10 protein-coding genes are annotated in these 12,414 nt (G+C 65.3%); 8 read left to right on the top strand and 2 right to left on the bottom strand.

The annotated features are described in order from the left end of the window. Positions 1-12 precede the first annotated feature (12 nt). Together V5F66_RS13125 and V5F66_RS13120 are read right to left on the bottom strand one after the other, a co-directional pair. On the bottom strand, positions 13-654 hold the full coding sequence (locus tag V5F66_RS13125; protein ID WP_209483271.1) for a hypothetical protein: 642 nt from the start codon (positions 652-654) through the stop codon (positions 13-15). Positions 655-945: 291 nt separating this feature from the next. Next, positions 946-3,195 (bottom strand): heavy metal translocating P-type ATPase, encoded by a 2,250-nt coding sequence (locus V5F66_RS13120; RefSeq protein WP_348841909.1) that lies wholly within the window; start codon positions 3,193-3,195, stop codon positions 946-948. A 67-nt stretch (positions 3,196-3,262) separates the two neighbouring features. On the opposite strand from V5F66_RS13120, the gene V5F66_RS13115 reads away from it, so the two are divergent. From V5F66_RS13115 to V5F66_RS13080, 8 genes are all read left to right on the top strand, one after another. Then, complete coding sequence (locus V5F66_RS13115; protein ID WP_394094012.1) at positions 3,263-3,787, top strand: MerR family transcriptional regulator; 525 nt, start codon at positions 3,263-3,265, stop codon at positions 3,785-3,787. A gap of 68 nt (positions 3,788-3,855) precedes the next feature. Beyond that, positions 3,856-4,287 (top strand): hypothetical protein, encoded by a 432-nt coding sequence (locus V5F66_RS13110; RefSeq protein WP_149577664.1) that lies wholly within the window; start codon positions 3,856-3,858, stop codon positions 4,285-4,287. 65 nt (positions 4,288-4,352) lie between these two features. Further along, positions 4,353-5,624, top strand: a complete 1,272-nt coding sequence (locus V5F66_RS13105; RefSeq protein ID WP_149577665.1) for a TolC family protein — start codon at positions 4,353-4,355, stop codon at positions 5,622-5,624. Continuing rightward, positions 5,621-6,610, top strand: coding sequence for a divalent metal ion exporter adaptor subunit IhpB (ihpB, locus tag V5F66_RS13100; protein ID WP_348841907.1), 990 nt, complete (start codon positions 5,621-5,623; stop codon positions 6,608-6,610). Before V5F66_RS13105 ends, ihpB begins: the two co-directional genes overlap by 4 nt. After that, positions 6,600-6,989 (top strand): P-II family nitrogen regulator, encoded by a 390-nt coding sequence (locus tag V5F66_RS13095; protein ID WP_149577667.1) that lies wholly within the window; start codon positions 6,600-6,602, stop codon positions 6,987-6,989. The genes ihpB and V5F66_RS13095 overlap by 11 nt, the downstream gene beginning before the upstream one ends. Further along, positions 6,986-10,195 (top strand): efflux RND transporter permease subunit, encoded by a 3,210-nt coding sequence (locus V5F66_RS13090; RefSeq protein ID WP_149577668.1) that lies wholly within the window; start codon positions 6,986-6,988, stop codon positions 10,193-10,195. The genes V5F66_RS13095 and V5F66_RS13090 overlap by 4 nt, the downstream gene beginning before the upstream one ends. Positions 10,196-10,217: 22 nt before the next feature. Then, complete coding sequence (locus tag V5F66_RS13085; RefSeq protein ID WP_149577669.1) at positions 10,218-10,595, top strand: hypothetical protein; 378 nt, start codon at positions 10,218-10,220, stop codon at positions 10,593-10,595. 1,161 nt (positions 10,596-11,756) lie between these two features. Further along, positions 11,757-12,401 (top strand): hypothetical protein, encoded by a 645-nt coding sequence (locus V5F66_RS13080; protein WP_348841906.1) that lies wholly within the window; start codon positions 11,757-11,759, stop codon positions 12,399-12,401. Positions 12,402-12,414 lie beyond the last annotated feature (13 nt).

Below are 12,414 nucleotides of genomic sequence, written 5' to 3'. Positions count from 1 at the left end.
GTTGAACATGGCCTAGCGACGCAAAACAGCAGGCTCGAACTCGATGCCATCCGGACGATCGCTATCAACGATGACATCCGCCGGCCATTCACCACCACCGAGGATGAAGATGCGCTCGATAAAGCCCTCGAAATTGCCGCCGGAAATGCCCGAAGGCAGCGACAGCTCGGCACGGACATCACCACCTTGAACCGACACGCAGAAGAACCATACGCCGGTCTGGAGCTCCGCGAGGCTCTGATCCCGCGCCGCTGACATCTCCTCCTCCGGGAACAGTCCCGCCTGTCCCACCGCAATGATGCGGTCAGCACCGGAACCTTTTCCGGACACTGCCTGCGGCTTGTGCAGTGTGTCGGCCGCGAGATCGACGCTCTGGTACACGACCTTCAGCGGCCGGTCGGGATGTTTGACCGATTCGACGTTGTTCTCGCGGTAGCGGACCCATTCGTGGGCCAGGAAGACCTGCCGCACATAGCGGGTGCCATAGATATACGCTAGCAGCCCTTCGGCCGAGGCGGGATCGTCCAACGTCGCGTCCGAGCGAGCAGCGACCACGCCGCGCACGACCTCAAGCAGTTCCTGACGCGTGACGCCGAACTCGGCGAGGCGAGCGTCAACTTCAGGATGATCGGCAAGCACGCGAACCGCAGCCATCGAATCGCTCCCACGATAATTTTCTTACCCTCATTTGTGGAGGAAAAAATTATCGCGAGCAACTGTCTTGGTTGGGTGGTCGGGGGCGGCGAAGGATCGAAGAAGAGTTCTAGTGTGAAGGTATACTCCGCCATCGCCGGCCACCGAGCGCAATAGCGGGCCTGATCTTCGCGGGCAGCCTCATATTTGTAACCGCCGTGCTCAAAAAGATCTGAAGCAAGAGACTCGCGCGCGTTGAGCTATCAAGGTCTGGAATGAAGAGCCGGGCTTCGCTGCGAATTGCCCGCCCTGTCACCCACGCCCCCAGGAGAGGAGCCGCAGCGCGTTCAGGGTCACCAGCACGGTGGCGCCGGTGTCGGCCAAAATCGCGGGCCACAGCCCGGTGATACCGGCAATGGTGGTGACGAGGAATACCGCCTTCAGCCCCAGCGAGATGGCGATGTTCTGGTGAATGTTGCCCATGGTGCGCCGGGACAGGGCGATCATGGAGGCAACGTCCTTCACCCGGCCATGGAGGGCTGCGGCATCCGCCGTTTCCAGCGCCACGTCGGTGCCGCCGCCCATGGCGATGCCGATGTCGGCGGCGGCCAGCGCCGGGGCGTCGTTGATGCCGTCGCCCACCTTGGCCACCACCGCGCCCTCTTGCTGCAGCTCGCCGACGATCCGCAGCTTGTCCTGCGGCAGCAGCTCGGCACGCACCTCGATGCCAAGCTGCCGGCCGATAGCCTCCGCCGTGCGCCTGTTGTCGCCGGTGAGCATCAGCGTGCGGATGCCCTCCCGCTTCAGCGCGGCAAGGCCCTCGGGGGCGTCCGGGCGGGGCTCGTCGCGCATGGCGATGGCCCCGGCGATGGCGCCGTCGGCCACCAGCAGGGACACGGTCTTGCCGGCGTCGTTCAGCGCCGCGATCTGGTCGGCCTGCGCCTGTGTCAAAGGCGCGCGCGCGGCGGCGGCCTGGGGCGAGCCGAGGAACACCTCGCGTCCCTCCACCTGCGCCGACACGCCCTTGCCGCCCAGCGCCTGCGCGGCCTCGGCCACGGGAATGGCGATGGCGTCCGCCGCCGCCCGGTCGAGGATGGCCTTGGCGAGGGGGTGGCTCGAACCGGTCTCCAGCGCCGCCGCGAGGCGCAGCACCTCGGCTTCCGGCTGGGCGAAGGCGATCACGTCCGTCACCTGCGGGCGGCCTTCGGTGAGAGTGCCGGTCTTGTCGAAGCAGACGGTGGTGACCTTGCCCGCCGTCTCCAGCACGGCTCCGCCCTTCAGCAGCAGCCCGCGCCGCGCCCCGGCGGAGAGGCCGGCGGCGATGGCGGCGGGCGTCGAGATCACCAGCGCGCAGGGGCAGCCGATGAGCAGGATGGCAAGACCCTTGTAGATCCAGGCATCCCACGCCCCGCCGAACAGCAGCGGCGGGATGATTGCCACCAGCGCCGCCACCACCACCACGCCGGGGGTGTAATAGCGCGAGAAGCGATCGATGAGCCGCTCGGTGGGCGCGCGCTTTTCCTGCGCCTCCTCCACCAGCTTCACCACCCGGGCGATGGTGTTGTCCTCGGCGGTGGCGGTGACGCGCACCCGCAGCGCCGCCTCCCCGTTCACCGTGCCGGCGAAGACGGTGGCGTCGGGCCCCTTGCGCACCGGCACGCTCTCGCCGGTCACCGGGCTTTCGTCGATGCCGCTCTCGCCGGCGACGATGAGGCCGTCCGCGGAAATCCGGTCGCCGGGCCGCACCAGGATCACCTCGCCCACCGTGAGGCTCGCGGCGGGCACCTCGACGGTGGCGCCGTCGCGCTCCACCAACGCGGTCTTGGGCACCAGCGCCGAGAGCGCGCGAATGCTGGCGCGTGCCCGGCCGGCGGCGACGCCTTCCAGCAGCTCGCCCACCAGGAACAGGAACACCACCGCCGCCGCCTCCTCGGCCGCGCCGATGATGACGGCGCCGGCCGCCGCGATGGTCATCAGCATCTCGATGGTGAAGGGCATGCCGTTCGCCGCCGCCGCGATGGCGCGGCGGGCGATGGGCACGAGGCCCACCAGCATGGCGGCAAGATAGAGCCAGGATTGCACCGCCGGGACGAAGGTGCCGATGCCGAAGGCCGCCACCAAGGCGAGGCCGCTCAGGAGCGTGAGGCGCGCCTTGCCGGTGGACCACCAGCGGCCCTCGGCGGCGGGGACAGCACCATGGTCGTGGCCGCCGGTTTCGGCGTGGTCGTGCTTTGCGTGATCGTGGCCGGTGTGGTCGTGGCCCGCATGGTCGTGGTCGGAATGATCGTGCCCCGCGCAGCTCTCTCCATGGTCGTGTGCCTTGCGCTGCCCGCCGCCGGCCGCGAGCGGAGCGAGGGCGTAGCCCATGGGGGAAAGGCGCCCGGCGAGGGGCGCAAGGTCGGCGTCCGGGGCATGGCGGATCACGAGCGTGCCGGCCGCCACCGAGACCTCGGCTTCCGCCACGCCGGCGATGCGCAGCGTGGTGCCCTCGATCTTCGCGGCGCAGGAGGCGCAGTCCATCCCGGTCACCCGGAACCGGCTTTGAACGAGAGGGGCGGTCATGATGCGGCCTTTCTTTGCGTCACGCTGCGGATCCTAGATGCTCTAGTCACTAGAGGAGCAAGCCCCAATGTCCGGCCCGTCGTCCGAAAATTTTCCCGACCTCCTGCCCATCGGCGCGGCGGCGCGCTTAAGCGGGGTGAAGGTGCCCACCATCCGCTTCTATGAGGAGATCGGCCTGATGCCGGCGCTGCCGCGCACCGAGGGCAACCGCCGCCTCTACAGCGCCACCCACCTGCAGCGGCTGGCCTTCATCCGCCATGCGCGCGAGCTGGGCTTTGACATCGAGGCTATCCGCACCCTGCTGACGCTGCAGGACCGGCCCGAGCAGTCGTGCGCGGCGGCGGACGAGATCGCCAGCGCGCGGCTGATCGAGGTGCGCAGCCGCATCGCCGCGCTCAGGGCGCTGGAGGCGGAGCTTCAACGCATGGTCGACGGCTGCGCCCACGGCCAGGTGGCACAGTGCAGGGTGATCGAGACGCTTTCCGATCACGGACAATGTCAATTTCATAACGGCCAGGGCGAAAACCTTGGGATCGGCCGAAATTCAAGCGATCTCCCAAGCTTTTCGGGTACGCTGACGCAGCGCTTCTGAAAGACTTGACACATCGCGGCTCTTGGGGTCTCTCATGGTCCATGCTTCGCGTCTTGGCAAAAGTCCTCATGTCGATCACCGGTCCGGCGTTCCGCCGCGCCGTGTCGGTCGTCGTGGTGGCATGCCTTGTGGCCGGGCCGTTCGCAAGCGCACTGGCAGCGCATCACATCTTTGATGTGGACGGCGCTCTGGGAGAGTTGGCTGGGACCTCAGTTACGCTGACGGGCGTCGGTGTGTCGAGCACCGACCTGTCGCCCGTCGAGGCATCCGTTGCGGACCCCTCCCTCGCCGCTACGGATGCCAAGGTGTTCGGCGCCGCGCATGACCCGGCCCAGCCCCAGCCTGCCTCGGACCATGACTGCCATGGCTGCTCCATGGTGGTGCCATATACTCCGGCAGCAAGCGAGGCCCTGCGTCTGCCATCCACGTCGGAGGTAGCGCCCACGCGCCTGAGCGCCGGCCGCTCCGTTCCCGCAGACATCCGCCCCCCGCGCGCCTGATCCGACTTCTGCTCGCGCGCTGACGCCCCGCGTCGGCGATCCGCCATCAGACTTTGGATCAGATCATGTCGCCTCGTGCCCTCGCGCTTGCGCTTGGGGCAGCGCTCGCGCTGCTTCACGCGTCGCAGACGCGCGCCGAAACCGCCCGTCCGCTGACCCTCACAAGCGCCCTCGCCAGCGCCCTTGCCGCCAATCCGCGCCTCACGGCGGCGGAACGCGACATCGGCATCGCAGCCGGCCGCAATACCCAGGCCGGGGCCCTGCCCAACCCCAACCTCTCCCTAGAGGTGGACAATGCGGCGGGCTCGGGCTCCTACCAGGGGCTGGACCTTGCCGAGCAGACGATCCAGATCAGCCAACTGGTAGAGCTGGGCGGCAAGCGCGAGGCGCGGCTGGCGGCCGCCGGCGCCGGGGTCGGCGTGGCGCGCTGGGAGCGGGAGGCGATCCGCCTGCAGGTGCTGGCGGATACCGCCGCCGCCTTCGCCGCCGTGCTCGGGGCGCAGCAGCGCGCCCAGATTCTTGAGACGCAGGTGGCGGCGATCCAGCGGCTCGCTCCCTTGCTGCAGAACCGCGTCCAGGCCGGCGCTTCCTCCCCGGCCGAGATTTCCCGCGCCCGTGTCGCCGCCGATTTCGCCCGGGTGGAGCTGGACCGAGCCCGCGCTGCGCTCGGCACCGCGCGGCGGGAACTCGCGCTGCTCATGGGCCTTCAGGAGGCAAGGTTCGGGCGGGCGACCGGCAACCTGCTGAAGGTCAGCGCCCCCCCGCCACTGCCGGGGCTTGTCAAGCAGGCGCTGGGCAATCCGCAGCTCACCCGCTTCACCGCCCTGCGCGCCCAGCGGCAGGCGGACCTGCGCTCGGCACAGGCCAAGTCGGTGCCGGACGTGACCCTGGGGGTCGGCTACCGGCATTACAACGAGACCGCTGACAGCGGCATGCGCTTCTCATTGTCCATGCCGATCCCCCTGTTCGACCGCAATGACGGCGGCATCGCCGAGGCGAACGAACAGATGCTGCGGGCCGAAGCGGAGGAAGCCATCGCCCGCAATGCCCTCATCTCCCAGCTTGGCCGGGCCCATGACGGGATGAGGGCGGCCTTCGACGAAATAGCGCTATTGCGCGGCAGCACCATTCCAGGCGCGCGGACTGCCTTCGAGGGGGTAGAGACCGGCTATTCCGAAGGCCGCTACACGCTCCTGGAACTGCTTGACGCCCAGTCCACCCTCACCGACGCCGCCCTGCGCGAGCTCGATGCGCTGGTTTCGTTCCACACCGCACTCGCCACCCTCGAAGGGCTGACGGGTCGGCCGGTGAATCTCAACAAAGGAAAAGCCAAATGAGCCGCACGGCGCGACGCGACGTGGCGATGCTCCTCATCGGCCTGCTGGCCGGCGCGGGGGCGCTGTACGCATTCCAGGACCGCAACGCTCCCGTTTCGGGCAGCCTAGCCGCTGAGCGCGGACATGGTGCGGAGGGTGGGCATGGAGAAGAGGGAGGCGGACATGCCGAGGGCGGGGTGGAACTGGACGACACCAGGCTTGCTGCTGCCGGCATCGGCCTGGAGACGGCCAGCCCCGGGACGCTTCGCCAGAAGCTACGCCTCAATGGCTTGGTCCAGCCCAATCAGGAAAACGTGGTCCAGGTAACCCCGCGCTTTCCCGGCATCGTCCGGGAGATCCGCAAGCGGATCGGCGACAAGGTGGCCAAGGGCGACGTTCTCGCGGTCGTCGAAAGCAACCAGAGCCTCACCACCTACGACATGAAGGCGCCGATCTCCGGCACGGTGGTGGACCGGCAAGTCGGGCTTGGCGAATACGCCTCCGAACAGAAGCCGGCTTTCGTGGTGGCCGACCTTTCGACTCTATGGGTGGATCTCTCCGTCTATCGCCGCGATTTTCCACGGGTGCGTGCCGGCGACACCGTCGCCATCGATCCGGAGGACGGTGGGCAGGTCATCGACGGCCGAGTGGCTTATGTCTCGCCCATCGGATCAGCCGACACCCAGACCGCGCTGGCGCGGGCGGTCATTCCCAACGACGGCATGCGGCTGCGGCCCGGCCTGTTCGCCGTGGGCACCATCACCCTGACTGAGAAGCCGGTGGATCTCGCGGTCCGAACCAGCGCGCTTCAGACCATCGACAACCGCACCGTCGTGTTCGTGCGCGACGGTGACGCGTTCGCCCCCCGCGATGTGGAGATCGGTGATCGCGATGCGGAATGGGCCGAGGTGCTGTTCGGGCTCATGCCCGGTGATGTCTACGCCGCGCGAAACAGCTTCGTGGTGAAGGCGGAACTCGCCAAAGGGAGCGCTAGCCATGAGCACTGAGGCGTCCCCCGGCGCGATGGACGACGGCCTGCGGCTCGTCACTGCCTTCATTCATCCTCATCTTGAAGGGCGCGTGGTGCGAGCCCTGCACGAGCTACCTGAATTCCCGGGATTTACCTTCACCGAAGCGCGCGGCCAAGGTCGCGGCCGCGGTGCCGGCGGCACCTATGTGGCGAGCGAATACGACCTCACCTACCAGCGCCATCTCCAGTTGCAGATCGTCTGCCGTGCCGGCGTCGTGGAGGCAGTGATCTCGACCCTCACGCGCGCTGGGTGGACCGGACACCGCGGTGACGGAGTGGTTTTCGTTACGCCGGTGGAGCGCTTCGCCCGCATCCGTGAGGCAGGCAAAGCTCAGGCTCAGGAGGGGGCGCGATGATCGACGCCATCCTCGCCTTCTCCATCCGCCAGCGTTGGCTGGTGGTCATGTTCTGCCTCGCCATCGGCGCCTTCGGGGCCTGGAACTTCACGCGCCTCCCCATCGACGCGGTGCCCGACATCACCAACGTGCAGGTGCAGATCAACACCTCGGCGCCCGGCTTCTCGCCGCTGGAGACCGAGCAGCGCATCACCTTTCCCATCGAGACCTCCATGGGCGGCCTGCCCGGCCTGCAATACACCCGCTCGCTGTCCCGCTATGGCCTCAGCCAGGTGACGGTCGTGTTCCGCGATGGCACCGACATCTACTTCGCCCGCCAGTTGGTGAACGAGCGCATCCAGCAGGCGAAGGACCAGCTTCCGCTGGGGGTGGAGACCGCCATGGGGCCGGTGTCCACGGGCCTTGGCGAGATCTACATGTACACGGTGGAGGCCAGGGACGGGGCGAAGAAGCCTGACGGCCAGCCCTTCAGCCCCACCGACCTACGCACCATCCAGGACTGGATCATCAAGCCGCAGTTGCGCACCGTGCCGGGGGTGGTGGAGGTGAACACCATCGGAGGTTTCGAGCGGCAGTTCCATGTGCTGCCCGATCCGGCGCGGTTGATGGCCAATCGCATTTCGTTCCGCGAGGTGATGACGGCGCTGGCCGCCAACAACGCCAACGTGGGCGCCGGCTATATCGAGCGCAACGGCGAGCAGTATCTGGTGCGCACGCCGGGCCAGGTGGCGGACGCCGCCGAGATCCGCGAGATCGTCATCGGCAGCCGGGGCGGCACGCCGCTGCGGATAGGCGATATTGCCGAGGTGCGCGAGGGGCGTGAGCTGCGCACCGGCGCGGCGACCCTGAACGGAGAAGAGGTGGTGCTGGGCACCACCATGCTCCTCATCGGCGAGAACAGTCGCACCGTGGCCCAGCGTGTCGCCGCGCGATTGGAGGAGATTTCCCGCTCGCTGCCTGAAGGCGTCATCGCCCGTGCCGTCTACGACCGCTCACACCTGGTGGAAGCCACCATCGCCACGGTGGAGAAGAACCTTCTGGAAGGCGCGCTGCTGGTGGTGGTGGTGCTGTTCGTGCTGCTCGGCAATTTCCGCGCGGCGCTGGTGACGGCCTTCGTCATTCCGCTCGCCATGCTCTTCACCATCACCGGCATGGTGGAGAACCGTGTCAGCGCCAACCTCATGAGCCTTGGTGCCATCGACTTCGGCATCATCATCGACGGGGCGGTCATCATCGTCGAGAACTGCCTACGCCTGCTGGCGGAAGAGCAGCATCGGCGCGGCCGGCTCCTGACCCGCGCCGAGCGGTTCGAGACCATCCTCGCCGGCTCCAAGGAGGTGATCCGGCCGAGCCTGTTCGGCACCATGATCATTGCCGTGGTCTACCTGCCGGTGCTCACCCTAACGGGGGTGGAGGGCAAGATGTTCACGCCCATGGCCATCACCGTCCTGATGGCGCTGGCCGGCGCGGCTCTGTTCTCCATGACCTTCATCCCGGCGGCCATCGCGCTGCTGGTAACGGGCAAGGTCTCCGAGCACGAGAACGTCATCATGCGCGGGGCGCGGCGCTTCTATACGCCGTTGCTCGATGCCGCCATCAACTACCGCGCCGTGGTGGCGGTGGCCGCGGCCGGCCTCGTGGTTGCGAGTGGCCTTGCCGCCTCCCGCATGGGCGGCGAGTTCATTCCGAGCCTCGACGAGGGCGATGCGGCGATCCAGGCGCTCAGGGTGCCGGGCACCAGCCTTACCCAGTCGCTGGAGATGCAGCAGGCGCTGGAGAAGAGCCTGCTGAAGGTGCCGGAAGTGAAGGAGGTGTTCGCCCGCACCGGTACGGCGGAAGTTGCCACCGACCCAATGCCGCCCTCCATCTCCGACGGTTACGTGATGCTGAAGCCACGCGCCGAATGGCCGGACCCCGGCAAGTCCAAGAGCGCGGTGATGACCGACATCGAGAAGGCGGCGGAGGGCGTGGCGGGGAGTAATTACGAACTCTCCCAGCCGATCCAGCTGCGCTTCAACGAGCTGATCTCCGGCATCCGCAGCGATGTGGGCGTCAAGATCTTCGGCGACGACCTCGACATGCTGCTGCAGGTGGCCGGGCAGGTGCAGAGCGTGCTCCAGGCGGTGCCGGGCGCCGCCGACGTGAAGACCGAGCAGGTCTCCGGCCTGCCGATGCTGACGGTCGCCCTCAATAGAGCGGCCATGGCCCGTTACGGGGTAAGCGTCGCCGACGTGCAGGAGCTGGTGGAGATCGCGGTGGGCGGCCGCGAGGCCGGCGCCCTGTTCGAGGGCGATCGCCGCTTCGACATCGTGGTGCGCCTGCCGGAGGAATTGCGCACCGACATCGAGGCCCTGCGCGCGCTGCCGGTGCCGCTTCCCCCTGCGGCGAGCGATGAGGCCAAGCCAGTCCAGGCCGCTTGGGTCCCGGGATCTGGCGGGCAGATCCGCTACGTGCCGCTGTCCGCCATCGCCAACCTCACGGTCTCCCCTGGCCCGAACCAGATCAGCCGGGAGAACGGCAAAAGGCGCATCGTGGTGAGCGCCAACGTGCGCGACCGCGACCTCGGCTCCTTCGTCACCGACGCCCAGCGCCAGGTGGCAGATAAGGTGAAGCTGCCCGAAGGCTACTGGATCGGCTGGGGCGGCCAGTTCGAACAGCTGGTTTCGGCCACACAGCGCCTTGCCATCGTGGTGCCCATCGCGCTGTTGCTCATCTTCCTGCTGCTGTTCATGAGCTTCGGCTCGGTAGCGGATGCGCTGCTGGTGTTCTCCGGCGTGCCGCTGGCGCTCACGGGGGGCATCGCGGCGCTAATCTTGCGCGACCTGCCGCTCTCCATCAGCGCCGGCATCGGCTTCATCGCGCTCTCGGGCGTGGCGGTGCTGAACGGCCTCGTCATTATCGCCTTCATCCAGCGCCTGCGGGCGGAAGGGCGGGACGTGGTGACGGCGGTGCGCGACGGCGCCCTGACACGCCTGCGCCCGGTGCTGATGACGGCGCTGGTCGCTTCGCTCGGCTTCGTGCCAATGGCCATCGCCACCGGCCCGGGCGCGGAGGTGCAGCGCCCGCTCGCCACCGTGGTCATCGGCGGCATCATCTCCTCCACCATCCTGACCTTGCTCGTGCTGCCAGCGCTCTACGTGCTGTTCCGGCGCGAGACCAGGCCAGCGGCCTCCCCCGAGGCGCAGGCCGAAGCCCCATCCCCCTAGCCCCAAAATCGGAGAAAGACCCGTGCTTAAGAGCCTGATCGTCGCTTTCAGCCTGCTTGCCGCTGGGCCCGCCCTCGCCCAGCATGCCCATGGTGCGCAGAAGGGTCCCAATGGCGGCCCCTTGGAAGACGTCGCCGGCGTCCATGCCGAACTTGTCGTCTCGGGCGAGACCTTGACCTTCCACGTAGTCGATGAGGCAGGCAAGCCGGTCGATACCGCCGGCTTTACCGGTTCTGCCATGCTGGCCTCCGGCGCCGATCGCAAGACTATCCAGCTTACCGCAGGCGGTCAGACCCTGGCCGGCAAGGCGCCATCAACCATCGTCAAGGGCACGGCGGTCACGCTGCTCATTAAAACCCCGGCCGGCAAGTCCGGTCAGGCCAAGTTCACCACCCCATAAGGAAGTGTGTCATGAAAAGTACTGTGTGGAACTACGTTGCCCGCGGCACCTTGTGCGTGCTCGTGTTCGGCATCGCGTCGCCGGCACTGGCACTCGATCCGCGACCGAAGACATATCGTGAGAAGCAGAGGCACGATTTTCGAGACGTCCAACTCGGGGTTACTCACCCGTTGCCCCATGGTCGCAGCACATCTATCCGTTCCGGCCAGACGCGCGATGTTCCGTCCGAGCAACGCACTATGGAATCCAGCCGGTGAATTCAATATTCGGTCGTTTCGATCAAGAGGGAGAGGCGGTGTGAGAGGCTTTATCCGAAGCATTTTGCTAAGTCTCATGCTGATCGTAGTCTTGTGTATTCCGGGGTATTCCTGGAACGCGAGCGCGATGTCATTAGAAGCGAGCGCATTTACGGATGAAAACCACCATCAGAGTGACGAAGACACCCGCAATCCGGCCTGCGCTGCGGTGCGGTGCGAGTGCCACGCTTGCCCGCACGTCTCCCCCTTCGATGAAGGTGCGTCGTCGGGGCCCCCAGAGTGGAGAGTGTGCGGGCAATGGGCGAACGAGACCCGTAGTGGTGTCGGCCTAGGCGTAGAAATCCCCCCTCCTCGCTACGCGAATGTTGAAAACAAATGAAATAAATCAAGTTTAATTCGACATTCGAGGTTAAATCATGAAGATTTATGTCCTTGCTCTTAGTTTCATCCTCCCTCCGCTTACGGCTTTCGCAGAGCCGTATCCGTCGACGCTCGGCGTGGAGGAGCAAGAGCGACATGAATTCCTTGACGTGCAGCAGGAAAGTTATCCCGGCGGCCGTCTTTCTGGGACAACGAGCGGCTCGCCTAAGGTGCAGATGAGCCGCCCTCAGGCGCCTACCCCAGGGACCTTCATTCCCTCGCCCTCGCCGTGGCTTAACGATCGCGCGGTGCGCTAAGCCGAGTCATTAAGAAGGAAGAGGGACGAATATTCGCCCCTCTTCATCCATCTAAATTCCAATTTTTGGAGGTAAAATCATGAATAAGGCGATTTTTACAGCGTGCATTTGCATCGCGTTAAATAGCATTTGCATCGGAGCGGCTTTCGCCGCGGGCACGCAATTCACCCCATTTTATCTGCCTGCGCAAACTTCACAAACGTCGGCAATAGGCTGTGAACATTCAAATGTCGGAGAGCATAAATTGTTTTGTGCAAAGAATAAATCTTCATGTTACGACAAAAATAGGTCTTTCAGGCCGCACGAGCTTACTCATTGCAAAATTCAATATGATCAATGCATGCGAGCTTGGGACTAACGCAATGATACAAATAGTGAAAGAAAAATTATCTATATGTGCATTTTTCGCATGTATTTATATGTTATGTATCGATATCAGATCCGCTAATGGAAACGAAATATTGGAAACAATATTGACTAGATCGTTTTTTATACAGAATATTACAATATATTGCTCTCAGTTTATACCAGATGTAACCGAGAGGTCGTCAGGAAAATATGGTGATATATCTCGATTGACCTATCATATACGCCAAGAGGTGGTTGGTGAGTTGCCCGCTGACCAATCGATCTTTGTAGTCCGCCGTTCAGCTGACATGGCGCGAGCGGGTGCGCTGCAGGCAATTCGGCAACTTTATGAATTCGACCGAGATCGTGAGCAAGCACGTATCGTAGAGTGGTGCGAACAGTCCGCGGCACTCGAGATTGCCGAATACGTCCGTGACCATGATGGAAGACACGATGAATTCGTTGCAATCATTGCTGCAGCCAAGAAGGGCGGCGATAGATCCAAGTCAGAATTAAAACCCTAAGGTGTCTTTATTG

The sequence above is a fragment of the Xanthobacter versatilis genome, from assembly GCF_043193975.1.
In the GTDB taxonomy this organism is placed as follows: domain Bacteria; phylum Pseudomonadota; class Alphaproteobacteria; order Rhizobiales; family Xanthobacteraceae; genus Xanthobacter; species Xanthobacter autotrophicus_E.
This window is presented reverse-complemented; position numbering and strand designations above follow the sequence as displayed.